General features: G+C 62.1%; 23 protein-coding genes. 3 read left to right on the forward strand and 20 right to left on the reverse strand.

The genetic code is table 11. The features are described 5' to 3' along the window. The first annotated feature begins 156 nt into the window (after nt 1–156). A complete protein-coding gene (locus tag FLM52_17415; protein ID NVN57503.1) occupies nt 157–591 on the forward strand; it encodes an acyl-CoA thioesterase in 435 nt (144 codons plus the stop codon). Nucleotides 592–745: 154 nt separating this feature from the next. On the opposite strand, the gene FLM52_17420 is transcribed toward FLM52_17415, so the two are convergent. The 3 genes from FLM52_17420 to hexR form a co-directional block, all read right to left on the reverse strand. Further along, nucleotides 746–1,846, reverse strand: a complete 1,101-nt coding sequence (locus FLM52_17420; protein ID NVN57504.1) for a TRAP transporter substrate-binding protein — start codon at nt 1,844–1,846, stop codon at nt 746–748. A gap of 192 nt (nt 1,847–2,038) precedes the next feature. Then, the gene (uvrD, locus tag FLM52_17425) at nt 2,039–4,261 is read right to left on the reverse strand and encodes a DNA helicase II (GenBank protein NVN57505.1); all 2,223 of its coding nucleotides are present in this window, start codon (nt 4,259–4,261) and stop codon (nt 2,039–2,041) included. 173 nt (nt 4,262–4,434) lie between these two features. After that, nucleotides 4,435–5,301 carry a transcriptional regulator HexR gene (gene hexR / locus FLM52_17430; GenBank protein NVN57506.1) on the reverse strand — a complete coding sequence of 289 codons (867 nt, stop codon included), beginning with the start codon at nt 5,299–5,301 and terminating at the stop codon, nt 4,435–4,437. Between the two features lie 166 nt (nt 5,302–5,467). On the opposite strand from hexR, the gene FLM52_17435 reads away from it, so the two are divergent. Then, nucleotides 5,468–5,692: a hypothetical protein gene (locus tag FLM52_17435; protein NVN57507.1), complete on the forward strand. Its 225-nt coding sequence runs from the start codon at nt 5,468–5,470 to the stop codon at nt 5,690–5,692. A gap of 454 nt (nt 5,693–6,146) precedes the next feature. Here FLM52_17435 and FLM52_17440 read toward each other — a convergent pair whose 3' ends face one another. Further along, nucleotides 6,147–7,514, reverse strand: a complete 1,368-nt coding sequence (locus FLM52_17440; protein NVN57508.1) for a sodium-dependent transporter — start codon at nt 7,512–7,514, stop codon at nt 6,147–6,149. A gap of 350 nt (nt 7,515–7,864) precedes the next feature. Further along, nucleotides 7,865–8,767: a DUF72 domain-containing protein gene (locus tag FLM52_17445; protein ID NVN57509.1), complete on the reverse strand. Its 903-nt coding sequence runs from the start codon at nt 8,765–8,767 to the stop codon at nt 7,865–7,867. Between the two features lie 230 nt (nt 8,768–8,997). On the opposite strand from FLM52_17445, the gene FLM52_17450 reads away from it, so the two are divergent. After that, nucleotides 8,998–9,684: a YitT family protein gene (locus FLM52_17450; GenBank protein ID NVN57510.1), complete on the forward strand. Its 687-nt coding sequence runs from the start codon at nt 8,998–9,000 to the stop codon at nt 9,682–9,684. On the opposite strand, the gene rluF is transcribed toward FLM52_17450, so the two are convergent. From rluF to FLM52_17525, 15 genes are all read right to left on the reverse strand, one after another. Then, on the reverse strand, nt 9,681–11,021 hold the full coding sequence (rluF, locus tag FLM52_17455) for a 23S rRNA pseudouridine(2604) synthase RluF (GenBank protein ID NVN57511.1): 1,341 nt from the start codon (nt 11,019–11,021) through the stop codon (nt 9,681–9,683). The two genes, FLM52_17450 and rluF, sit on opposite strands and share 4 nt — an antisense overlap. Nucleotides 11,022–11,190: 169 nt before the next feature. Further along, complete coding sequence (gene glmS / locus FLM52_17460) at nt 11,191–13,038, reverse strand: glutamine--fructose-6-phosphate transaminase (isomerizing) (protein NVN57512.1); 1,848 nt, start codon at nt 13,036–13,038, stop codon at nt 11,191–11,193. An 11-nt stretch (nt 13,039–13,049) separates the two neighbouring features. Continuing rightward, on the reverse strand, nt 13,050–13,829 hold the full coding sequence (locus FLM52_17465) for a DeoR family transcriptional regulator (protein ID NVN57513.1): 780 nt from the start codon (nt 13,827–13,829) through the stop codon (nt 13,050–13,052). 221 nt (nt 13,830–14,050) lie between these two features. Beyond that, on the reverse strand, nt 14,051–15,421 hold the full coding sequence (gene glmU, locus FLM52_17470) for a UDP-N-acetylglucosamine diphosphorylase/glucosamine-1-phosphate N-acetyltransferase (GenBank protein ID NVN57514.1): 1,371 nt from the start codon (nt 15,419–15,421) through the stop codon (nt 14,051–14,053). Between the two features lie 327 nt (nt 15,422–15,748). Continuing rightward, nucleotides 15,749–16,171 (reverse strand): F0F1 ATP synthase subunit epsilon, encoded by a 423-nt coding sequence (locus FLM52_17475; protein NVN57515.1) that lies wholly within the window; start codon nt 16,169–16,171, stop codon nt 15,749–15,751. Nucleotides 16,172–16,200: 29 nt separating this feature from the next. After that, a complete protein-coding gene (gene atpD, locus FLM52_17480) occupies nt 16,201–17,574 on the reverse strand; it encodes a F0F1 ATP synthase subunit beta (protein NVN57516.1) in 1,374 nt (457 codons plus the stop codon). A gap of 56 nt (nt 17,575–17,630) precedes the next feature. Then, complete coding sequence (atpG, locus tag FLM52_17485) at nt 17,631–18,497, reverse strand: F0F1 ATP synthase subunit gamma (protein NVN57517.1); 867 nt, start codon at nt 18,495–18,497, stop codon at nt 17,631–17,633. 67 nt (nt 18,498–18,564) lie between these two features. After that, on the reverse strand, nt 18,565–20,109 hold the full coding sequence (locus FLM52_17490) for a F0F1 ATP synthase subunit alpha (GenBank protein ID NVN57518.1): 1,545 nt from the start codon (nt 20,107–20,109) through the stop codon (nt 18,565–18,567). 16 nt (nt 20,110–20,125) lie between these two features. After that, nucleotides 20,126–20,668 carry a F0F1 ATP synthase subunit delta gene (locus FLM52_17495; protein ID NVN57519.1) on the reverse strand — a complete coding sequence of 181 codons (543 nt, stop codon included), beginning with the start codon at nt 20,666–20,668 and terminating at the stop codon, nt 20,126–20,128. A gap of 13 nt (nt 20,669–20,681) precedes the next feature. Next, nucleotides 20,682–21,152 carry a F0F1 ATP synthase subunit B gene (locus FLM52_17500; GenBank protein NVN57520.1) on the reverse strand — a complete coding sequence of 157 codons (471 nt, stop codon included), beginning with the start codon at nt 21,150–21,152 and terminating at the stop codon, nt 20,682–20,684. Nucleotides 21,153–21,216: 64 nt separating this feature from the next. Continuing rightward, nucleotides 21,217–21,465, reverse strand: a complete 249-nt coding sequence (atpE, locus tag FLM52_17505) for a F0F1 ATP synthase subunit C (protein ID NVN57521.1) — start codon at nt 21,463–21,465, stop codon at nt 21,217–21,219. 101 nt (nt 21,466–21,566) lie between these two features. Further along, on the reverse strand, nt 21,567–22,430 hold the full coding sequence (gene atpB / locus FLM52_17510) for a F0F1 ATP synthase subunit A (GenBank protein ID NVN57522.1): 864 nt from the start codon (nt 22,428–22,430) through the stop codon (nt 21,567–21,569). A 9-nt stretch (nt 22,431–22,439) separates the two neighbouring features. Then, nucleotides 22,440–22,844, reverse strand: a complete 405-nt coding sequence (locus FLM52_17515) for a F0F1 ATP synthase assembly protein I (GenBank protein ID NVN57523.1) — start codon at nt 22,842–22,844, stop codon at nt 22,440–22,442. 405 nt (nt 22,845–23,249) lie between these two features. After that, complete coding sequence (locus tag FLM52_17520; GenBank protein ID NVN57524.1) at nt 23,250–24,197, reverse strand: ParB/RepB/Spo0J family partition protein; 948 nt, start codon at nt 24,195–24,197, stop codon at nt 23,250–23,252. 18 nt (nt 24,198–24,215) lie between these two features. Further along, nucleotides 24,216–24,983, reverse strand: a complete 768-nt coding sequence (locus FLM52_17525; protein ID NVN57525.1) for a ParA family protein — start codon at nt 24,981–24,983, stop codon at nt 24,216–24,218. Nucleotides 24,984–25,035: the final 52 nt, after the last annotated feature.

The raw sequence follows: 25,035 nt of genomic DNA on the forward strand, positions 1-25,035 counted from the left end.
ATGGCCCCCGGTGACTTTCTTCGGCGATTGCCGAAGTGCCCTATATAAGGCCCCCTGTGCAAGGCAGTGCCCTGCGCCAAAAGACGCACCTTTTTCAGATGGAAGGGTGCAGAAATGAAATGACCATTTTATAACAACAAGATAGCGAGTCATGACATGCAAGCTCTGGATGATATCCCGACGCCGAACGGCACACTGACGCTCAAATTGATCGCCCAGCGCCAGGACACCAATCTCTATGGCGACATCAGCGGCGGCTGGCTGATGCACCGCATGGACGAGGCCTGTGAGCTGGCCGCCGGGCGCGTCGCCCACGGGCGCACTGCCACCGTGGCCGTCGAAGGCCTCGATTTCCTTTCGCCGGTGCGTATCGGCTCAGTGGTCAATATCTTCACTCAGGTGGCCGAGGTCGGGCGCAGTTCGATCAGGCTCGCCGTCGAGGTCTGGATCCGCCCGCCGCAGGAGCGCAATCAACACGCGCTGACCAAGGTGACCGAAGCCTGCTACGTGATGGTGGCACTCGATGACAATGGCCGCATCCGTGCCGTACCGGAGCAGGCCAGCACCGCCATCATCGAGGAGCAGGACTGATCCTGAGCAGGACTGAGCCAAGCGCCTCGCCTCTCTTCCTGTCAGCCACACGCCAAGAAAAAGCCGCCCTCAGGGGCGGCTTTTTCGTCAACAATCAGTCACGCGCTCAGACAGTCAGTCAGACAGTGCGGCAGGCAGTCCAAAAGAGACTCGCTCAGGCTTCGCCCAGCACCCGACCACGCGCATCCAGATAGGCCTGCTCACCGATACGCGACCAGGGCGCGACCTGCTGCTGGAAGGCGCGGTAGGACTCATAGACGCGCCTGGCGTCCTCATCCTTGGCGATGAACTCGTCCAGCACCTCGTTGGAGGCATCGAACAGCGCCGCATAGACGTCCTGGGGGAATTCACGCAGCTCCACACCGTGCTCCTCGACCAGCGAGGTCAGCGCGGTGGCGTTGCGCAGCGCGAATTCATCCACCATGGCGTGATTGGCGATTCTGGCCGCCTGAATCACCACCTGCTGCAGGTCTTCCGGCAATGCCTGCCAAGCCTCGAGATTGACGGTGCCTTCGAGGATGGCGGAAGGCTCGTTCCAGGCCGGTGAGTAGTAATACTTGGCCACCTGATGCAGGCCGAAGGCCAGATCATTGTAGGGGCCGACCCAGTCGGTGGCATCGATCACGCCGGTTTCCATCGCGGTGAAGATCTCGCTGCCCGGCAGATTGACCGCGCTGGCGCCGATGCGATTCATCACTTCGCCCGCCAGCCCCGGCAGGCGAATCTTCAGGCCCTTCATTTCCTCGAGACTGTTCACTTCCTTGTTGAACCAGCCGGCCATCTGGGTGCCGGTGTTGCCCACCGCCAGCGGCTTGAGGTTGTGGCGCGAGTAGATCTCGTCCCACAGCTTCATGCCATCGCCGTGATACAGCCAGGCGTTGGTCTCTGTAGTGTTCATGCCGAAGGGCACGGCGGTGAAGAACTGGGCCGCGGGGACCTTGCCCTTCCAGTAGTAGGAGGCCGAGTGGCCCATCTGGGCGGTGCCGGAGGACACGGCATCGAAGACTTCCAGCGCCGGCACCATCTCGCCGGCGCCATAGACCTTGACCTGCAGGCGACCACCGGAGAGCTGACCGATCAGGCTGGCGAACTCATTGGCACCGGTGCCCAGTGCCGGGAAGTTCTTCGGCCAGGAGGTGACCATCTTCCAATGGATGGTCTCGCCCTCGGCGGCATTGGCGGTGGACACGAAAGGCGCGGCGGCGAGACCGGCAGCACCGGCCCCCAGAGCAGAGAGAAAACGGCGGCGTTGCATGGGACTTTCCTTGTTCGAGTTGTGGGCAATGCATGACGCGGCATCAAGGCAGCATGGCTGCCACTATGCCGCGTCCCATGGATGGCCCACAACTGCACCAAGGCCGTAATGGCGCACGAATACCGCGCCCCCTGCGCCACTCTTCACCCCTTGCCAGCGCCTCGTATCAGCACCTGCTATCAGGACTTGCTGTCAGCTCAGCACTTCCAGCTTGGCAAAGCCCAGCACCAGCCACTTGTCGCCTTCGCCCTCGAAGCTGATCTGCACGCGCGCTCGCTCGCCCTGGCCTTCGGCATTGATGACCACGCCTTCCCCGAACAGCGGGTGGCGCACCAGGCTGCCGAGCGAGAGTGCCGGCATGTCGCCATTGGCCTCGACACTCTCCTGACGCGGGCCGGATGGACGGCGATTCGGCGTGGCGCGCTGGGTCGAGACCGGACGCGAGACCTGGCCACGCAGACGCACCTCTTCCAGCAGCTCTTCCGGCAGCTCACGCAGGAAGCGCGACGGCCGCTGGAAGGTCTCCTTGCCGTGCATGCGACGCAGCTCGGCGTAGGTCAGGTAGAGGCGCTGCATGGCGCGGGTGACACCGACATAGCACAGGCGACGCTCTTCCTCGAGACGCCCCGGCTCTTCCAGCGACATCTTGTGCGGGAACAACCCCTCCTCGACCCCGGCGACGAATACCACCGGGAATTCGAGCCCCTTGGCGGAATGCAGCGTCATCATCTGCACGCATTCCTCGCCTTCGGCGGCTTCATGATCACCGGCATCCAGCGCGGCTTCGGCGAGGAAGGGTTCCAGCGCCTCGGCCCCTTCGCTGGGGGCTTCCGGGTCCATGCGCTCGCCCTGACTGAAGGCACGGCAAGCATTGACCAGCTCCGAGAGGTTCTCGAGGCGCGCCTGGCCCTTCTCGCCCTTCTCGGCGGCGTGATGCTCACGCAGGCCGGTGGCGTGGATGACGTGCTCGACCAGCTCATGCAGCGCCATGCCGGCGGTGTCGTTGTCGAGGCCATCGATGATGTCGGCGAAGGCTCGCACGGCAGTCGCGGCGCGTCCCTTGAGGACGCCATCGGAGACCGCATCGCTCATCGCCTGCCACATGGTCAGGCTGCCGTAACGTGCGCGCTCGCGCAGCTGCTCGACGGTGCGCATGCCGATGCCACGCGCCGGCACGTTGATCACGCGCTCCAGTGCCGCATCGTCCTCGCGGTTGTTCATCAGGCGCAGATAGGCGAGGGCGTTCTTGATCTCGAGACGCTCGTAGAAGCGCTGGCCGCCATAGATGCGATAGGGCATGCCTTGGCGGATCAGCGTCTCTTCCAGCACGCGTGACTGGGCATTGGAGCGATACAGGATCGCGATCTCGTCGCGGCTGTAGCCATGCTCATTGACCAGCTCGCGAATGGTATCGGCGATATAGCGCGACTCGTCGATATCATTGAAGCCGGCATAGACACGAATGCGCTCGCCACGACCGCTGTCGGTCCAAAGCTCCTTGCCCATGCGCCCGCCGTTGTGGCTGATCAGGGCGTTGGCGGCCTCCAGAATGGCGCTGGAGGAGCGGTAGTTCTGTTCCAGACGCACCACACGGGTGTTGGCGAACTCCTCGGTGAAGCGCTGGATGTTCTCGACCCGCGCGCCACGCCAGCCGTAGATGGACTGGTCATCATCGCCGACCACGGTCATGCACTCGCGATCACCGGCCAGCAGCTTCAGCCAGGCGTACTGCAGGGTGTTGGTATCCTGGAACTCGTCGACCAGCAGGTGGGCGAAGCGCTCGCGGTAATGCGCCAGCAGATGCGGCGTATCACGCAGCAGTTCCAGCGAGCGCAGCAGCAGCTCACCGAAATCGACCAGGCCGCCGCGTTCACAGGCGAGCTGATAGAGCTCGTACATCTCGACCATCTTGCCCATGTAGGCATCGCCATGGGTCTGCACCTGATGGGCGCGCAGACCTTCCTCCTTGCAGCCGGCGATGAAGTACTGGACCTGCTTGGGCGGCCAGCGCTCATCGTCGACGTTGTGCTCCTTGAGCAGCCGCTTGACCATGCGCAGCTGGTCATCGCTGTCGATGATCTGGAAGTGCTCGGGCAGGCGCGCCTCCTGCCAGTGGGTGCGCAGCAGACGGTGACTGATGGAGTGGAAGGTGCCGACCCACATGTGGCGCAGGCTGCTGCCATTGAGCGCCTCGAGACGCGTGCGCATCTCCCGCGAGGCCTTGTTGGTGAAGGTCACCGACAGGATGGCGTAGGGCGAGAACTGATATTGGTCCATCAACCAGGCGATGCGGTGAACCAGCACGCGGGTCTTGCCGGAACCGGCCCCCGCCAGTACCAGCATGTTGCCCGGCGGCGCGGACACGGCCTCACGCTGATGCGTGTTGAGGTGATCGAGGAGGGGCGATTCGGACATGCAGGGCTCACCACAGGGCAGAGGAGTCGAGGAGCGGAGCAGCGTGAGATTCGCTGCCCCTGTTCAGGCATCCACCTTATCACAGCGGCCTGCCCTGCTCTTCCCCGCGCCGGCCTTCCTTGCACATACGTGCCTTGCACTTGCCTTCAAGACAGATGATGCCCGGACGGTGCTCAGTGGGTATCGAAGTCGTGGTCGTCGATGCGCAGGGTGGCGAGGCTCTTCTTGACCGCCTCCAGCTGCTCCTTGAGCTTGGGCCCGCGCGCCTTGGCGACACCGACCGCCAGCGTATCGACGATCACCAGGTGCGCGATACGTGAGCTCATCGGGGTGTAGATCTCGGTGTCTTCGTGCACATCGATATGCAGCGGCAGCGTGACTTCATCCGCCAGTGGCGAACCACTCGGGCACAGCCCGATGACGGTCGCGCCGGCGTCCCGCGCCAGACGCACGCTGGCGATCAGCGCCTTGGTGCGGCCGGTCTGGGAGATGGCCACCACCACGTCGCGCGGCCCCAGCGTCACCGCTGACATGTTCTGCATGTGCGGGTCGGTGTAGGCGGCGGTGGAAATCTGCAGGCGGAAGAACTTGTGCTGGGCATCGTGCGCCACGGCGCCCGAGGCACCATAGCCGTAGAACTCGACCCGGCTGGCGGAGGCCAGCGAGTGGATGGCACGCGCGACGGCTTCGGCGTCCAGGCGGTCACGCACCGACAGCAGGGTGCCGATGGTGGAATCGAACAGCGAGTGCGAGAACTCGGCCACGCTGTCGGAGTCATTCATGGAGAACTGGGCGAACTGGGTGCCGGTGGCGAGGCGTTGCGCCAGCTGCAGCTTGAAATCCTGGAAGCCGGCAAAGCCCATTGCCCGACAGAAACGCACGACCGTCGGCTCACTGACCGATGACTCGCTGGCCAGATCGACGATCCGCATGTGAATCACTTCCTCCGGATGGCGAAGGACATAGCGTGCGACCTTTTGTTCAGAGCGGCGGAAATTCTCCATCCGGCTCCTCAGGTCGTCGAAGATGGCATGGCTCACGGCACACTCCTTGCAGACTTCATGGGCATGCCTGAGCTTACGTCATCCCCCCGGGGGTGTCGCCTGCACAGGCAGGCGATAGTCACAATTTTGTCAAGTGAGCTATAGTAAAACGGTGTGGCGCCAGTGAAAGCCCACATCCTTTGGATGCCATGGAGGTCGAATCATGCGTAATTCAGAGCAGGTAGATACGCTCAAGAAAGAGCTTCTCGATATTTTCATGACTCTCGGTGCCGACGAACATCAGGCCCGCAAGAAACAAAGCGCAGTCCGCCATCTCCGCGCCCGTCGTGGAATAGAATTGCACAACGAAATCAAGCGCCTAAGCGAGGATTTAAGCGACATCGAAGTGCTGGAAATGGATACTGAAAGCGATATCGACACCCACTGATTCCAGGCGGGGAGGCGATACGCTCCCCGCCGATCAGTGATGTTTTCACGCTCTGATCCGCCAGGATTCGGGCTCCATGCGACACCTTCCACCATCTCTTTCGAGCATGGTCGTACCCCCCTCTCGCGGTATTTCTCGCCAGATCCTCCCGACGAACACTTCTTGTTACGGCCCTTGTTGCGTCTGGATTCTCCTGAAATGGCGCGTTTTCTACACAAGGCCTGAAGATATCTCGCCGAAAGATCGTGATATTCATGCCTCATATTGCAAAACCCTACGACCAATGACGCACCATTACAGTGCGAGCGCTCACTGACCCTCTCTGACCTCAGAAAATCCGCCTCTGCCTCGTCAGAAACACGAGAGGCCCGCCGGATAGGCGAGCCTCTTGAGGTACTGCATCTTCGTGCTGAGTGTGACGTGCCGCTGCTGCGGTCAGCGAGGGCGGAGGTAGTTACAGGCTGGACGCGAACACCACGACTACACCGATCGGGGCGATATAGCGCGCCACGAAGCTCCACAGCGAGAAGGCCGAGTCGCTCATGTTGAGCTGGCTGCGCACCTCGTCACGGCCCATGAACCAGCCGACGAAGACGATGGTCGCCAGACCGGTCAGCGGCAGCATCAGCTTGCTGGTCGCGTAGTCGAGCAGGTCGAAGATGGTCATGCCCTCGAACTTGCCGAACATGCCCAGCGGCGCCACGTCACTCCACAGGTTGAAGGACAGGATGGTGGCGATGCCCAGCAGCCAGGTGGCGATACCCGCGACCCAGGCCGAGCCGACGCGCGACATCGGCGTCTTCTCTTCCAGCCATTCGACGATGGGCTCCAGCAGCGAGATGCCCGAGGTCCAGGCCGCGAATACCAGCAGCACGAAGAACACCACGCCGAAGACTTCACCGCCCGGCATGTGACCGAAGGCCAGCGGCAGGGTCTGGAAGATCAGGCCCGGGCCCGCGGCGGCGTCGAGGCCGTTGGAGAACACCACCGGGAAGATGGCCAGGCCGGCCAGCAGGGCGATGACGGTATCCAGCACCACCACGACCAGCGCGGTACGCCCGATGTTGACGTCATCGGACAGGTAGGAGCCATAAGCCATCATGATGCCCATGCCCAGTGACAGGGTGAAGAAGGCATGCCCCATGGCCGCCAGCACGCCATCCTTGTCGAGCTTGGAGAAGTCCGGCGTCAGCAGCCAGGCGGCCGCATCAGCGAAGCCATCGGTGGTGGCGGCGTAGCCGACCAGCACGATCAACATCACCGCCAGCAGCGGCATCAGGATCTTGGCGGCACGCTCCAAGCCACCGGCGACCCCGCCAGCCACGACCAAGATCACCATCAGCATGAAGGCACTGTGCCAGGCCAGCAGCGTGGTCGGGTCCCCCAGCAGACCGCCGAACAGACTACCGGCCGTGTCAGAGGTCAGGGTTTCGAAACTGCCACTGGCCGCGTCGGCGATGAAGGCCAGCGCCCAGCCGCCGATGACGCTGTAGAAGGACAGGATCAGGTAGGCGCCGAGCACGCCGGCCACCCCGATCAAGACCCAGGCGGGACTGCGTTTGAGCCGGGCGCTGATGTGGCTCATGGTCGAGATGGGGTTCTTCTGACCCAGGCGACCCAGCAGCCATTCCGACATCAGGATCGGCAGGCCGATCAGCAGGATGCAGATCAGATAGACGAGGACGAAGGCACCGCCGCCGCTCTCACCTGTCATGTAGGGGAATTTCCAGATATTGCCCAGACCGACGGAAGAACCGACGGCAGCCAGGGTAAAGGCCAGGCGAGAAGACCACTGTGCGTGGGAATGCGGTTTGGATGACATGTGAATCCCTGATTCGTCGCGAGGGCGCCAGTCGCTGGTAGCGACTTCGGGCACCTTGTTGTGCTTGTTGCATCATGCTGCCAATGCGGACGGATCATCCGTGGCCAACACGATGGCGTCGCAGGATCACTGCTGTGGTGCTCCCGGCATTCACGCTGACCGGGTAGGTCGTGGGGAATGACAGGCAAGTGCCGATAGGCACGCCGGAACGGGCAGACTGCCCATCTCCGGTAAATATCGCCGCGGTAACGGCAACATGTGGCTAAAGCTACTCGATTGAGGGGCCATCTGCCAGCAAGCCACCATCAGACCATGGCCTCACAGGAGAAACCTCACGCCCTGATGAAGCGTCAGAACAGGCTGCCCTGCCCCTCGCCCGGAAAGGCCCCGACCAAGGGGCGGTCCAGTTTCGCCAGCACCTGATTGGCCAACAGGCGTGCCAGTGCGGGCGCTGCCTTGTTGTCCGGTGTATGCACGAAGAGGAACGGGCTTTTCCCCTGACTTATCCACAAGAAAAGTCGCTCTACCCAGGGAGCAAACAGTGCCCGATTGGTGGCTTCATCGTAATGACCGATGAAACGCACCACGGGATGTTGTCCGCTGGAGAACACATGCAATGGGCGGTGAGGCTTTTCCGAGCGCGCCACCGCAAGGCCCGGATGCGCGGTGGCAGGGCCACTGAAGAGTGGACGCACATCCAGCATCACGCGATCGACTGCGTGAGTTATCAACAAGCGATTCAACTGTCGTTCCACCTCACCCTTGGCGAAGAAAATCGGGTCGCGGGGCTCCACCGCCCAGGCGAGCCCTGCTCCCTTCACCGACTGCAGGAATTGCTCGAGGCGTGGCAGGACTTCCGCCCCGAGGTCACGTGGCAGCTGAATCATGATCGGACCGAGGCGGTCCTTTATCGGTACCAGGCAATCGAGAAATGCCGCCAATTCCTGCTCGATGCCCTGCAGGCGCAATTCATGCGTCAGTCGGCCCGGCAACTTGAAGCAGAAGCGAAAATGGGCCGGCGCCTGACGAGCCCAGCTGGCGATGGCAGCAGGCGTGGGTTGAGCATAGAAGCTGGTATTGCCCTCGACGCTATCGAAGACCCGGGCGTAATCCGCCAGATGTTCCCGCGGGCCGCTGCCCGGCAGCAGGCTGCCACGCCAGTCGTCATTGGCCCACATCGCGAGCCCGAGATGAAGATGCCCCGCCGTGTGCGAGGCATCCGACGGTGTGGAGGATGCATGAAAATGGTGCATGAAGAGGCCAGAACTAGAGGAATATAAGGGCCAAAGAGCCAACAAGCCGAAGAATATCGTCTGCCAGAGCGACGTAAGCACAATAAAAACTGTCATCACGGCGTGCTATGGTCCGCATCCTGCATGACACGTCAGCAGGCGGTCCACCCACCGCCCTGACTCCGCTTCCCGCCAGCCACAAGCCGCGCCGGAAGACACTCTTGTTGACTGCCCATACCCCGGAGCCTGTCATGACTGCTTTCCAACGACTCATACTGCGCGCCAGCGGCAGCCGCTCACGCGCGGCAAATGCCATCACCCTGCGTAGCCTGATCACGCTCATCGAGGGCTGCCTGCTGGTGGCGCTCGGCGTACGCCTGCTGCAGGCCGGTGGCCTGCTGGTCAGTGGCACTGCCGGCATGTCGTTGCTGGGTGCCGACCTGACAGCACTGAGCTTCGGCAGCCTGTTCTTCCTGATCAACCTGCCCTTCTACGGCCTGGCCTGGAAACAGCTGGGGCTGAATTTCACCCTGCGCACGCTGGGCTGCGTCAGCCTGCTCTCCGTGCTGTCCGATGTGTTGGCGGTCAGCTTGCCGCTGGGTGCCGTCAGCCTGCCGGTCGCGGCGATTGCCGCAGGCCTGTTGATCGGTCTGGGCATCACACTGCTGTTTCGCGAGAACGCCTCGCTGGGCGGCCTGAACATTCTGGCGCTGCATTTGGAGCGACGCTTCGGCATCCATGCCGGTCGCACCACCTTCGCCTTCGACCTGCTGCTGATCGCGATCGCTGCACTGGTCTACCCCTGGCCACAGGTCATCTGTTCGGCGCTGGCATTCGCGACACTGTCCTTCGTGCTGGGCCGCTATCATCGCCGCACGCCTCAGACCGCACAGCCTGCCTCACCGGCGCATGACAAGCAGGTGCAGACGGCTCACTAGCGGCGACCGCGTCCCCCATTGGAGGAACCGCCCCCCTTGTACGAGTCGCCCTTGCCAGCCGGGCTGTTTTTCCCCGAGCTCGTGTTGCCGTAACTCTTGCTGCTGCCGCCCTTGTTGGCAGCGGTCTTACTGTTGGCAGAGCCCTTGTTGGCAGAGGTCTTGTTGACAGAGCCCTTGCTGTTGGCCGCGCCACGCTCATTGCGGCCATCACTGGCATTGCCACGCGTGCGCGGCTTGAGGCCGCCGGCGAGCTTGCCGGCGCCTCCCGAACTCTTGGTGGTATTCCTGCGGGCACTTCTACCGTCACTTCTGCCTTCCTGATTGCCACGCCCTGGGGTGCGCTCATCAGAACGCTCGCGACGCCCTGTACCCTCTTGCTTGGTTCCTGCCTGCTGAACGCCTGAACGCTGGCCCGGATGGCGTTGACCAGCACCGCGCTGACCTGTGTCGCGCTTATCAGAGCTGCGCTGGCCGGATCCACTCTTGCCACCTACATGACGCCGAGTCCCGTTACGCCGCCCAGCGTCCGTATCCCGGGCGGCGCGCTGATGGCGCGCGGCCGTCGCGTGCTGGGAAGGAGGCGGTGCCGCCGCCAGGCGCGAGGCTTCCTCAGTGCCGCTGGAGCCCTCGATCATCTGCTGGATATCCGCCATCTCGCGCTGGGTGAGATAGCGCCATTCGCCGACTCCCAGCCCGTCCAGGCTGACATTCATGATGCGCACCCGCTTGAGCTTGAAGACCTCATAGCCCAGCGCCTCACACATGCGACGGATCTGACGGTTGAGGCCCTGGGTCAGGATGATGCGGAACACATAGGTCGAGATCTGCTCGATGCGACACGGCTGGGTGATGGTGTCCAGAATCGGCACGCCAGCGGCCATGCGCTTGAGGAAGTCGCCGTTGATCGGCTTGTCGACCCGCACCACGTATTCCTTCTCGTGGGCATTGCCAGCACGCAGGATCTTGTTGACGATATCGCCGTCACTGGTCAGGAAGATCAGGCCATCGGAGGGCTTGTCGAGGCGACCGATCGGGAAGATGCGCTTGGGATGACCGATGTAATCGATGATGTTGCCGTCGACATGGCGCTCGGTGGTACAGGTGATGCCCACCGGCTTGTTGAAGGCCAGATAGACCGCTTCCTGCTTGGCTTTCAATGGCTTGCCATTGACCAGCACCTCATCGCCCGGCGCGACCTTGGTGCCCATTTCGGGCACGACACCATTGATGGTCACGCGTCCTTCGGCGATGTAGCGATCCGCCTCGCGTCGCGAGCAGAAGCCCGTTTCGCTGATGAACTTGTTGAGGCGGGTAAGCGATGCGTCGCGATCAGTCATGGCAGGTCACGTGCGTGCGCCGGGCGATGAACGCGCAGCGGACGGAAGGGGGTAAGAAGGCAGGCGCACAGGATACCAAAAACGGCAGCCCTGAGGCTGCCGTTGGCACAATGAGGCTGGGCTCATCTGCTGCTGCGCCAGATAGGGCGCAGCCGTCCTGCATCGCAGATCACTCGACCGTAACACTCTTGGCCAGGTTGCGCGGCTGATCGACATCGGTGCCCTTGAGCACGGCGACGTGATAGGACAGCAGCTGCAGCGGCAGGGTGTAGAGAATCGGCGCCAGCACTTCGCTGACATGCGGCATGCGCAGCACACGCACGCCTTCGCTCTCTTCAAGGCTGATGTTCTCGTCAGCGAACACGTAAAGCTCGCCGCCACGCGCACGCACTTCCTGCAGATTCGACTTGAGCTTCTCGAGCAGCTCGTCGTTCGGCGCCACCGCCACTACCGGCATGTCGGCATCGACCAGTGCCAGCGGGCCGTGTTTCAGCTCACCCGCCGGATACGCCTCGGCGTGGATGTAGGAGATTTCCTTGAGCTTGAGCGCGCCTTCCAGTGCGATGGGGAACTGGGTGCCACGCCCGAGGAACAGCGCATTGTGCTTGTCGGCGAAGGCCTCGGAGAGACGTTCGATCTCACTGTCCATGGCCAGTGCCTTGGTGACCAGCGACGGCAGCTGACGCAGCTCACGTACCACCTCGGCTTCACCCGCCTCGTCACCGCCACCCACACGACGCAGCGACAGTGTCAGCAGCATCAGACCGATCAGCTGGGTGGTAAAGGCCTTGGTGGAGGCGACTCCGATTTCCGGGCCGGCCATGGTCATCAGGCTGAGGTCTGATTCCCGCACCAGCGAGCTGCCCGGGACGTTGCAGATCGCCAGGCTACCGAGGAAGCCACCCAGCGACTGGGCATAGCGCAGCGCGGACAGCGTATCGGCGGTCTCGCCGGACTGGGACAGTGTGACGAACAGGGTGCCATCGGCGACCACCACCGGACGGTAGCGGAACTCGGAGGCGACCTCGACCGCCGCCGGAATGCCGGCCAGACGCTCGATCCAGTAACGCGCGACCATGCCGGCGTGGTAGCTGGTCCCACAGGCGACGATCTGCACCTGCTTGACCTGGCGGAAGAGGTTCTCGGCCTCGCTGCCGAAGCTGCGCACCAGTACATGATCACCGTTCAGGCGACCTTCCAGCGTGGCGGCCAGCACGCGCGACTGCTCGTGGATTTCCTTGAGCATGAAGTGACGGTAATCGCCCTTGGAAGCGGCATCCTGCGCGTGCTCGAAGGTCTGCACCGGACGCTCGTTGGCCTCGGTGACCAGGCGCTCGCCCTGCTCGAAGATCTCGATCTGCTCGGCGGTCATGCGCACCAGATCGCCTTCCTTCAGGTAGATAAAGCGATCGGTGACCTGCAGCAGCGCCAGCTGATCAGAGGCCAGGAAGTGCTCGTCGATCCCGACACCGATCACCAGCGGGCTGCCCTGACGCGCGCCGATCAGCACGTCCGGCTGGGCGCGATGCACCACGCCCAGCGCGAAGGCGCCATCGAGCAGCGCCACCGCCTTCTGCACCGCGGTCAGAAGGTCCTGACTCAGGGTGTATTCACGCGCCAGCAGGTGCGCGACGACCTCGGTGTCCGTCTCGGAGGTGAAGACATAGCCCTGCCCTTCCAGCTCGCGCTTGAGGGTCTCGTAGTTCTCGATGATGCCGTTGTGGACCACGGCCAGGCTATCGCCGGACTGGTGCGGGTGGGCATTGGCCTCACTCGGCGCGCCATGGGTGGCCCAGCGGGTGTGTGCGATGCCGACACGCCCCTTGAGCGGCGCTTCCTCGAGACGCTCCTGCAGCGCTGCGACCTTGCCCAGTGCACGCACGCGGTTCAGGCGACCCTCTTCGGAGAGGACGGCCATGCCCGCGCTGTCGTAGCCACGGTATTCGAGGCGGTGCAGGCCCTCGAGCAGGATATTCTGGACGTTACGACTGGCGACGGCGCCGACGATGCCACACATGAGCGATCTCCTTATGCAGTTGCTGGCTCGATGAGCGGGGCGATCAACACCTCGACGCCATGAGCACGAATCTGGTCACGCGCGGCATCAGGCAACGCGTCATCGGTTATCAGGGTACTGACGCTGGACCAGGCCAGCTCCAGGTTGGGAATGCGGCGGCCCAGCTTGTGGGATTCCGCCATCACCACCACTTCACGCGACACCTCGGCCATCACGCGCGACAGGCCGATCAGCTCGTTGAAGGTGGTGGTGCCACGCTCGAGATCGAGACCATCCGCGCCGAGAAACACCTGATCAAAGTCATAGCTGCGCAGCACCTGCTCCGCCACCTGCCCCTGGAAGGAATCGGAGTGCGGGTCCCAGGTGCCGCCGGTCATCAGCAGCACTGGCTCGTTTTCCAGCTCGCGGATGGCATTGGCCACGCTCAGCGAGTTGGTCATCACGATCAGGTCATCCCGGCCCTTGAGCTCGGGAATCAACACCACCGTGGTGGTGCCGCTGTCGATGATGATGCGCTGGTGCGCGCGGATACGGCTCGCGGCGAGACGGGCGATGGCCTGCTTGGCGGCGCTGACCGGCTCGTCATGCACCAGCAGCTCACGCGGCATGGCCACGGCACCGCCATAGCGTCTGAGCAGCAGGCCACTCTTCTCGAGGAAGGCCAGGTCCTTGCGGATGGTGACCTCCGAGGTGGCAAGCTCCCGCGCCAGTGCCTCGACACTGACCTCACCGTCACGCGCCAGCTGATCAAGGATCTGGTGACGCCGTTGTGGTGTCAGTCGCTTTGACATCGGGGCCCCCTATAAAGTTTCGAATCGAAAGATAAGAGAGATGAATCGAAACATCAAGTGAAAGACGATAGAGGATGAGACGATTCACTCCTGGCAGGTCGTCCAGCGCAACCGGCCGAAACGAAAAACGGGGAGGCACCTGTCGGTGCCTCCCCGCCAGTGATGCTCATCTCCCCTCAGGGGCAAGCATCGCTACCACTACTGCCGATCACTGCAGCCGATCACTTCTTGGTCGGACGCGGCCATTCCGGCTTGTCGATACGCTTGCCACGCGCCACGCTCAGCGCACCCTCGGCGACATCGCGGCTCAAGGTAGAACCGGCACCCACGGTGGCACCGGCACCGATCTTGAGCGGTGCCACCAGCGCCGAGTTGGAGCCGATGAACGCATTGGCGCCGATTTCGGTGCGGAACTTGTTGGCACCATCGTAATTGCAGGTGATGGTGCCGGCGCCGACATTGACGGCCTCACCGAGGGTCGCATCGCCGACATAGCTCAGGTGATTGATCTTGGCATCGACACCGACCTGGGCATTCTTGGTCTCGACGAAGTTGCCGATGCGTGCGCCACGCGCAAGCTCAGTGCCCGGACGCAGACGCGCAAACGGGCCGACATTGTTGTCGCCTTCCAGCACGGCACCATCGATGACGCTGTGCGACGCGATATGGGCGCCGGCACCGATGATGGCGTTGCGGATCACGCAGTGGGCACCGATGACCACATCATCCGCCAGGGTGACGTCGCCTTCGAAGATACAGCCGACATCGATGCTGATGTCAGTGCCGATGGTCAGCTTGCCGCGCACGTCGATGCGTGACGGATCGGCCAGGCTGGCGCCTTCGGTCATCAGGCGGTTGGCCTCACGACGCTGGAAGGCACGCTCGAGATCGGCCAGCTGCAGGCGGTTGTTGACGCCCTGCACTTCCTCGACCGCCGCCGGCTGGGCGGTGGCGATGTTGATGCCTTCGCTGGCTGCCATGGCGATGATGTCGGTCAGGTAGTACTCACCCTGGGCATTGTCGGCGGACAGCGCCGGCAGCCAGCGCTTGAGCTGGGCACCGGTAGTGGCGAGGATACCGGTGTTGCCTTCCTGGATGGCCAGCTGCTCCGGCGTGGCATCCTTGTGCTCGACGATGGCGCTGACGCGGCCTTCGGCGTCACGCACGATACGGCCATAGCCTGTCGGGTCTTCCAGAATCACCGTCAGCAGGCCCAGGGTCTGCTCACTGACTTCGGCCAGCAGCGCCTCGAGGGTTTCACGGCGGATCAGCGGCACATCCCCATACAGGATCAGCACCTTGCCATCACCGATGGCGTCCAGTGACTGGGCCACGGCGTGGCCAGTGCCCTTCTGCTCTGCCTGCACCGCGAAGCTGGCGCCGGTATCGGCCAGCTGCTGCTGGACGCGCTCACCACCATGACCGATGACGACATTCAGATGCGCACCGTCCAGAACTGCCGCGGTGTCAGCCACATGACGCACCATCGCCCTGCCTGCCAACGGGTGCAGCACCTTCGGCAATTTGGAACGCATGCGGGTGCCCTGACCTGCGGCAAGAATGACGACGTCGGTACGCTCTGCGCTGCTCATCGGTGAACTCCTGTAGAAAGCGGGCCTTCATACCTGAAGCCCTGAAAATAGTGGCGCCATGATAGCAGCTGATCCGTGACCTGCCAGTGACGAGGTTTACCCACGGGACTGTCGCCGAGAACAGACCCGAGAAAGTAGCAGTGCTCACGCAAGAGCTCTCAGCCAACCGGCTCAGCGCTCAAGGTACTGGCGAATGAGCACGCTCAACCTTGAATCGCGCCAGGCTACCCCAGCGGCAAGACTGTCCATTCCCGGGTGATGAGCACAAAAAAAGGCGACCCGAAGGTCGCCTCTTTCCTGTCACTGGCCGTCATGGCCCAGTGCATCTCAGCGCGTGTGACGACGCATCTGCTGCACGGTGCGCAGCTTGGCCATCGCCTCGGCCAGTTCGGCCGTGGCGCGTGAGTATTCCAGTTCGGAAGCCTGGTCGTTCATGGCCTTCAAGGCCACTTCCTTGGCTTCCTGGGCTGCCGCCTCATCCAGATCGTCGGCACGTACTGCGGTGTCGGCGAGGACTGAAACGAGGTTCGGCTGCACTTCGAGGAATCCGCCACTGACGTAGTAGATTTCCTCGGCCCCACCCTGACGCTGAACGCGAATCGGGCCGGGTTGCAGCTCGGTCAGCAGCGGAGCGTGACCCGGCATGATGCCGAGGTCACCTTCGCTGCCGGCAGCCACGAGACGCTCGACCAGGCCGGAAAAGATGCCTTTCTCAGCGCTGACGATGTCGCAGTGGACGCTCATAGCCATACCTGTTTCCTCATGCCTGAACAGGGAAATTACATGCCCTTGGCTTTCTCGACAGCTTCGTCGATGGTGCCGACCATGTAGAACGCCTGCTCCGGCAGTGCGTCATATTCGCCGTCCAGGATACCCTGGAAGCCGCGGATGGTGTCCTTGAGGGACACGTACTTGCCCGGCGCGCCGGTGAAGATTTCCGCAACGAAGAACGGCTGTGACAGGAAGCGCTGGATCTTGCGCGCACGTGCCACGGTCTGCTTGTCTTCGTCGGACAGCTCGTCCATCCCGAGGATGGCGATGATGTCTTTCAGCTCCTTGTAGCGCTGCAACACACCCTGAACGTTACGGGCAGTGTTGTAGTGCTCTTCGCCAACGACCAGCGGGTCGAGCTGACGAGAGGTGGAGTCGAGCGGGTCGACAGCCGGATAGATACCCAGCTCGGCAATCTGACGGGACAGTACGACAGTCGCGTCAAGGTGCGAGAAGGTGGTCGCCGGCGACGGATCGGTCAAGTCATCCGCGGGGACGTAGACGGCCTGCACGGAAGTGATCGAGCCAGTCTTGGTAGAAGTGATGCGCTCCTGCAGGACGCCCATCTCTTCCGCCAGAGTCGGCTGATAACCCACCGCGGACGGCATACGACCCAGCAGTGCGGACACTTCGGTCCCCGCCAGGGTGTAACGATAGATGTTGTCGACGAACAGCAGAACGTCACGACCTTCGTCACGGAACTTCTCGGCGATGGTCAGGCCGGTCAGTGCCACACGCAGACGGTTACCCGGCGGCTCGTTCATCTGGCCATAGACCAGGGCAACCTTGTCGAGAACGTTGGATTCCTTCATTTCATGGAAGAAATCGTTACCTTCACGAGTACGCTCACCCACGCCCGCGAACACGGAATAACCGCTGTGCTCTGTGGCGATGTTGCGGATCAGCTCCATCATGTTGACGGTCTTGCCGACACCGGCGCCGCCGAACAGACCGACCTTGCCGCCCTTGGCGAACGGGCAGACCAGGTCGATGACCTTGATGCCGGTTTCCAGAAGCTCGCTGGACGCTGCCTGTTCCGCGAAGCTCGGGGCTGCACGGTGAATCGGCATGTGCTCTTCAGCACCCACGTCGCCAGCTTCGTCGATCGGCTGACCCAGCACGTTCATGATGCGACCCAGCGTCGCCGTGCCGACCGGCACGGAGATCGGAGCACCGGTGCTCTCAACTGCGAGACTGCGCTTGAGGCCTTCGGTCGAACCCATTGCGATAGTACGGACCACGCCGTCGCCCAGCTGCTGCTGGACTTCGAGTACGGTCTCGCTATCGGCGACGTTCAGGGCGTCGTAGACCTTGGGCACTGCGTCCCGCGGAAACTCGACGTCAATCACCGCGCCGATGATTTGTACGATACGTCCGCTCATTCCTGGTTCCTCTTAAACCTGCGATTGAAACCTGCTTGCCTGTTGCCACGCTGTCATCAGACGGCGGCGGCACCGGATACGATCTCGGAGATTTCCTGAGTGATCGCTGCCTGGCGGGCCTTGTTGTAGACCAGCTGAAGGTCGTCGATCAGGTCGCCGGCGTTATCGGTCGCACTCTTCATTGCGATCATTCGCGCTGCCTGTTCGCAGGCGATGTTCTCGACCACGGCCTGGTAGACCTGGGCCTCGACATAGCGCTTGAGCAGCTTGTCGAGCAACGAGACGGCATCCGGCTCATACAGGTAGTCCCATGTAGTGGGACCGGTTTCTTCGTCATTCAGATCAGCTTCGAGAGGAAGCAGCTGACGCACGACCGGCTTCTGCGTCATGGTGTTGACGAACTCGTTGAACACCACGTACAGACGGTCGAGGCTGCCCTCGTCGAATGCGTCCAGCATGGCCTTGACGCTACCGATCAGATCCTGGGTACCCGGGGAATCCCCGAGACCGGACTTGGCGGCAAGCAGGTTGCCACCGTAGTTGCGGAAGAAGGTACCGGCCTTGGAGCCGAGGGCACAGAAGTCCACCTCGACACCCTGGTCTCGCCAGCTCTTCGCATGCTTGGTGACAGCCTTGAACAGATTGGCGTTCAGGCCACCACACAGGCCGCGATCACTGGAGACCACGATATAACCGACACGCTTCACATCGCGTTCCATCAGATAGGGATGGCGATATTCCGGGTTGGCCCGGGCGATGTGTCCTACAACCTTGCGGATCTGATGAGCATAAGGCTGGCTGGCCGCCATGCGATCCTGCGCTTTACGCATCTTGGACGCAGCCACCATTTCCATGGCGCTGGTGATCTTTTGCGTATTTTTGATGCTCCCGATCTGGGAGCGAATCTCTTTTGCAGCTGCCATAGCGATCTGCCTTATTCATGCCACCCGAAGGGAAACGACAGGGCCCGGCCTGGCCGGGCCATGCCACTTACCAGCTTTGAGTCGCCTTGAACTTCTCGACGCCAGCCTTGAGACCATTCTTGATCTCGTCATCGTAGCCGCCGGACTGATTGATCTTGTCCAGAAGATCCGCGTGCTCGGAGCGCATGAAGTCCAGCAGCGCCTTCTCGAAGCCCAGCACCTTGGCGACGTCGACGTCATCCAGGTAGCCTTCGTTGGCCGCGAACAGCGAGATCGCCATGTCGGCCACGGACATCGGAGAGTACTGCTTCTGCTTCATCAGCTCGGTGACACGCTGACCATGCTCGAGCTGCTTGCGGGTCGCTTCGTCCAGATCAGAGGCAAACTGGGAGAAAGCTGCCAGCTCACGGTACTGAGCCAGTGCCAGACGCACACCACCACCCAACTTCTTGATGATCTTGGTCTGAGCAGCACCACCGACACGGGAAACAGACAGACCCGCGTTGATGGACGGACGGATGCCGGAGTTGAACAGGCTGGTCTCGAGGAAGATCTGACCGTCGGTGATGGAGATCACGTTGGTCGGGACGAACGCAGACACGTCGCCACCCTGGGTCTCGATGATCGGCAGCGCAGTCAGGGAGCCGGTCTTGCCTTTCACTTCACCGTTGGTGAACTGCTCGACATATTCGGCGTTGACGCGTGCGGAACGCTCAAGCAGACGGGAGTGGAGATAGAAGACGTCACCCGGGTAGGCTTCACGGCCCGGCGGACGCTTGAGCAGCAGGGAGATCTGACGATACGCCCATGCCTGCTTGGTCAGATCGTCATAGACGATCATCGCGTCTTCACCGCGGTCACGGAAGTATTCACCCATGGTGCAACCGGCGTACGGTGCCAGGAACAGCATGGCAGCCGGGTCGGAAGCGCCAGCCGCGACGATGATGGTGTGTTCCATCGCGCCGTGCTCTTCGAGCTTGCGCACGACGTTGGCAATGGTGGACTGCTTCTGGCCGACGGCGACGTAGACGCAGGTAATGCCCTTGCCCTTCTGATTGATGATGGCATCAATCGCGATGGCGGACTTACCAATCTGACGGTCACCGATGATCAGCTCGCGCTGACCACGGCCGATCGGCACCATGGCATCGATGGACTTCAGACCTGTCTGCACCGGCTGGTCGACCGGCTCACGGGCGATGACGCCCGGAGCGACCTTCTCAACCGCGTCAGTCAGCTTGGCGTCGATCGGGCCTTTGCCGTCAATCGGGTTACCCAGCGCGTCGACCACACGGCCGACCATTTCCGGGCCTACCGGCACTTCGAGGATACGACCGGTGCACTGCGCGGTCATGCCCTCTTCGAGCTGGAGGTAGTCACCCAGAACGACAGCACCGACGCTGTCGCGCTCAAGGTTGAGCGCCATACCAAAGACGCCACCCGGGAATTCAATCATCTCACCGAACATGACGTCTGCGAGGCCGTGGATCTGCACGATGCCGTCGGAGACGCTGACGATGGTGCCCTGATTACGGGCTTCGGATGCGACGTCAAGCTTTTCGATACGCTGCTTGATGATGTCGCTGATCTCGGAAGGATTCAGTTGCTGCATGCCATGTCCCTCGGACTCAGGAGTTCAGTGCTTCGGAAAGCCGGGCCAGCTTGCCGCGCACGGAGCCGTCAATGACGGTATCTCCGGCACGGATGATGACGCCGCCGAGCAGCGTACTATCCACCTGAGTGGTAATGGAGATGTCGCGGTTCAGACGCTTGCGCAGGGCAGTGGCGAGCTTTTCTTCCTGCTCACTCTCCAGTGCAAAGGCAGACACCAGGGTCACCTCGACACGCTGTTCCTGCTCGGCCTTCTGGGCCTCGAACAATTCGGCCACGGAGGGCAGGGCCGCAAGGCGGTCCTGCTCACCAAGAGTCCGGATGAAGTTGCGGGCGCTGTCATCCAGCGCCTCACCGCACACGTCCAGGAAGGTGCCGACCTTGTGCTCGGTGGAGAGCTTGGGGTTGTCGAGCACCGCCTTGACGTTTGCGTCGACAGCGACGAGCGCCGCTGTCGACAACATGCCGGACCAGGCCTCTAGCGCCTGCTGGCCGCGTGCAAACTCGAACGCCGCCTTGGCGTACGGGCGAGCCGCGGTGGAGGTAGACGTTTCAGCCATGGAATCAGTCTCCTCAGAGCTCGGCAGCGAGCTTGTCAATCAGCTCGCGGTGCTTGGCTTCGTCGATGGAGGATTCCAGGATGCGCTCGGCGCCGACCACTGCAAGAGCAGCGACCTGACCACGGAGCTCGTCCTTGGCCTGGTTGATCTCCTGGGAGATTTCGGCACGGGCCTGCGCAACGAGACGCTCGCCTTCCGCACGTGCAGTTTCACGTGCTTCCTCGATCATCTGGTTGGAGCGCTTATGGGTCTGCTCAATGATGCGTGCTGCTTCATCCTTGCTTTCCCGCAGAGTCTCGGTGGCTTTTTCCTGCGCCAGTTCGAGGTCACGGGTAGCACGGCTGGCAGCATCCAGACCATCTGCAATCTTCTTCTGACGTTCTGCCAGAGCCTGTGTGACCGGCGGCCAGACATACTTCATGCAGAAATAAACGAAGACCGCAAAGGCGATGGCCTGACCAATCAGGGTTAAGTTCAGATTCACGCCAGCACCTCTCGCTTCACGATTGTTGGGTCAAAAACACGGTAGGCCGGAGGCCAGCCGATGTTTAACCGACAAACGGGTTGGCGAAGGTGAAGAACAGCGCGATACCAACACCGATCATGGTCACGGCATCCAGCAGACCAGCGACGATGAACATCTTGACCTGCAGCTGCGGGATCATTTCCGGCTGACGCGCTGCGCCTTCCAGGAACTTACCACCCAGGATACCGAAACCGATGGCGGTGCCCAGGGCGCCCAGGCCGATCAGCAGGGAGACGGCGATAGCGGTCATGCCAAGAACTTGTGCTTCCATTGTGGAACTCCAGTTTTAGTCAAGTTTACGTCAAGGGTTGAGGGTGTGAGCAGAGCTCGGAAATCTTGCCCCACACCACGGATGGCGTGGGGCGAATTGCATCAGTGGTCTTCGCTGGCCATGCTCAGGTAGACGATGGTCAGCATCATGAAGATGAATGCCTGCAGGGTGATGACCAGGATATGGAAGACCGCCCACGGGAAGTGCAGGGGCAGCTGCCAGATACCGACCAGCGAGATCAGGATGAAGATCAGCTCGCCTGCATACATGTTACCGAACAGACGCAGCGCCAGAGAGATCGGCTTGGCGACCAGCGTCACGAACTCAAGCAGGAAGTTGACCGGAATCAGCGCGATCTGTGCCAGCTTGTTCGGGGTGTTGAACGGGTGCAGCGTCAGTTCGGCCAGGAAGCCCTTGAGGCCCTTGACGCGAATGGAATAGAAGATGATCAGCGCGAACACGGACAGTGACATGCCCAGCGTGGCATTGATATCAGTGGACGGCACCACCTTGAAGAACACGTGAGCCGGATCGGCGCCGAACATCTCACCGACCTTGGCAGCAACGCCAGGCAGCCAGTCGACGGGGATCAAGTCCATCAGGTTCATCAGGAAGATCCAGCAGAAGATCGTCAGTGACAGCGGTGCGATCAGGCGTGAACGGCCGTGGAAGGTCTCACGCACGGACTGATCGACGAACTCGACCATCAATTCGACGAAGTTCTGCAGACCGCCGGGAACGCCAGTGGTGGCGGACTTGGCGACCTTGCGGAACAGGCACAGGAAGATCAGGCCCAGACCGATGGACCAGCCCATGGTGTCCAGGTGGATGGCCCAGAATCCCATGTCGGCCGCTTCCTGAGCGCTGTGCGCCAGTGACCATCCGTGTTCCGGGTGGTTGCCGTACGTCAGATTCTGCAGGTGGTGCTGAATATATTCGGAGGGACTCGGGTTGGTGCCTGCCATGACTCTGCCTCAGGTTCGTGTGTACGGTGTTCGCTTCACCAGCCAGGGGCCCAGCCAGTGAACCGCCATTGCCGCCACGTAAGCGCAAAAAAATAAAGCGGGGTTTGAGGGCGGCACTGCAATGAAGAAGAATGCAAACAATACGGCCGTCAAACCGAACTTACCGGCCTCGGCCTGATAGAAGGCCTTGACCATTGCCTGGGCGTAGCGTGCACCGGTCACACGCAGTGAACGCCAGGCGAAAAACAGATTGGGCAGCAGGCAGACCAGCCCACCACACAGCGCGGAAAGCGCCGCACCACTGCCTTTCATCACTCCCGCCAGCAAGACGGCAATCACGATGACCAGCGCCTGGCCCCAGAGCAATCGAGCCACCTGAGGGCGTTGTAGAGCAGCGGGTGTCGTCTTGTGCATCTTGGACCTGTGTCTCGCAATGATGGCCTTCGCCATTTCTGGCGCTGCGCTGGACACAGCCCGGGAGCAAACTCGCCGGATTATAGGGGAGCGCTTCACCGCCATCAACCAAACGACAAGCTAAATTCCTTGATCTTTCGCAAGCTTACGACCAAAGCCTCACTATCTTGCGGGAAAGCGATGACAGTTTGCTTACGTTGACAGTCGCTTGCGGTGCGAGCGACACAGGGTTGCATGAATCACAACCTGACGTCAGCAACATCCTTCAATATCTTGAACGTCAGATGCATTTCGCGCCCCTGCGACAATGAGTCACAGGGGCGCGAAAGAAGATCGTGATCCGTCATGCAGAAAATTGCCGCCAGGGAAGGTGTGACGCACGGTCAGCCCTCCCCTGCTCACCCATTAGTGGATATGGCCGAGAATGCCGTCCAGCTCATCCAGACTGGTGTAGGAGATGGTGACCTTGCCCTTGCCGCTCTTGCCATGACGGATGTTGACGGCGGCGCCCAGCTGCTCCGAGAGGCGCGTTTCCAGACGCTGGATGTCGGCGTCCGGTCGTGCCGGCGCCGGCTTGGGCTGTTCACCCTTCTGCACGCTTTTCACCAGCGCTTCGGTCTGGCGCACGGTCAGCTCGCGTTCTACCACTTCATGGGCCAGCTTGCGCTGGCGTGCCGGAGTCAGGCCGATCAGGGCACGCGCGTGCCCCATGTCGAGCTCACCGCGCTCCAGCAGGGTCTGCACTTCCTGTTCCAGCGTCAGCAGCCGCAGCAGGTTGGTGACCTGTGCGCGTGAACGCCCGACGGCGTCGCCCACCTGCTGCTGGGTCAGCTCGAATTCCTCGAGGAGACGCTTGAGCGCCAGGGCTTCCTCGACCGGATTGAGGTTCTCGCGCTGGATGTTCTCGATCAATGCCAGCGCAAGCGCGATTTCATCGCTGATACCTTCGCGGACGACGGCAGGAATGGTATCCAGCTCCGCCAGCTGCGAAGCACGCCAGCGGCGCTCGCCGGCGATGATCTCGTAGCGCCCCTCCCCCACCGGTCGCACCACGATGGGCTGCATCACGCCTTGAGCCCGGATGGAATCCGCCAGCTCCTCGAGCGCTTCCGGCTGAATGTCACGCCGTGGCTGATACTTGCCACGCTGCAGCTGCCCGAGCGGCAGGCGCTCGAGGCGCTCGCTGGGCAATTCCGCCGTGGCAGCGGCCGGATTCGCGGCCAGAGCGGCATCCGGTGACGCATCGATGGCGTTGCCATCAACAGCTTCTATATCGGCTTCGACATGGCGGCGGCGGTTTCCGGCGCCAATCAGGGCATCCAGGCCCCTTCCCAGGGCACGCTTACGCGTCATGGACCTTCCTCGGTGAAGTTACAGCGAGAGACGACGAATCAATTCCTTGGCGAGCACTCGATAGGCCTGGCTGCCACGCGACAGACGCGCATACTTGGTCACCGGCAGGCCGTGGCTCGGCGCTTCCGCCACCCGCACGTTGCGCGGAATGGTCGCCTTGATCAGAGTATCGCCAAAGTAATCGGAAAGTTGCTTGCTGACATCGCGGGTCAGACTGTTGCGAGCGTCGTACATGGTACGCACGATCCCGAACACGTCGAGGGCCGGATTCACGTTGCCTTGAATCTGCTCGACGGTATCGAGCAGTGCTGACAGACCTTCCAGTGCATAGAACTCGCACTGCAGCGGGATCAGCACGCCATGGGCCGCGGTCAGGGCATTGACGGTCAACATGTTGAGCGAGGGCGGGCAGTCGATCAGTACCACGTCATATTCCGCGGCGATCGGCGCCAGAGCTTCCGTGAGGCGGCGCTCACGCCCCTCGACATCGAGAAGATCGACCTCGGCGGCAGTAAGGTCGCCATTGCCGGGCAACAGGGCGTAGCCGGCATCGGGACAATCGAGAATCACGTCACTGGCACGCAGCTCGCCCAGCAGCACATCCAGCACGCTGCCTTCGAGGTCGTGCTTGTCGATGCCGCTGCCCATGGTGGCATGGCCCTGCGGGTCGAGATCGATCAGCAGAACGCGGCGATCGAGTGCCGCCAGCGACGCCGCCAGATTGACGGCAGTGGTGGTCTTGCCGACGCCACCCTTCTGGTTGGTCAGCGCGATGATCTTGGTCACGAGCGACTTCCTTGGTTCCTTGAGAAGCGGGGCCATTGGCACCAGCCACATG

The sequence above is a fragment of the bacterium Scap17 genome, assembly GCA_013376735.1.
Taxonomy (GTDB): Bacteria; Pseudomonadota; Gammaproteobacteria; order Pseudomonadales; family Halomonadaceae; genus Cobetia.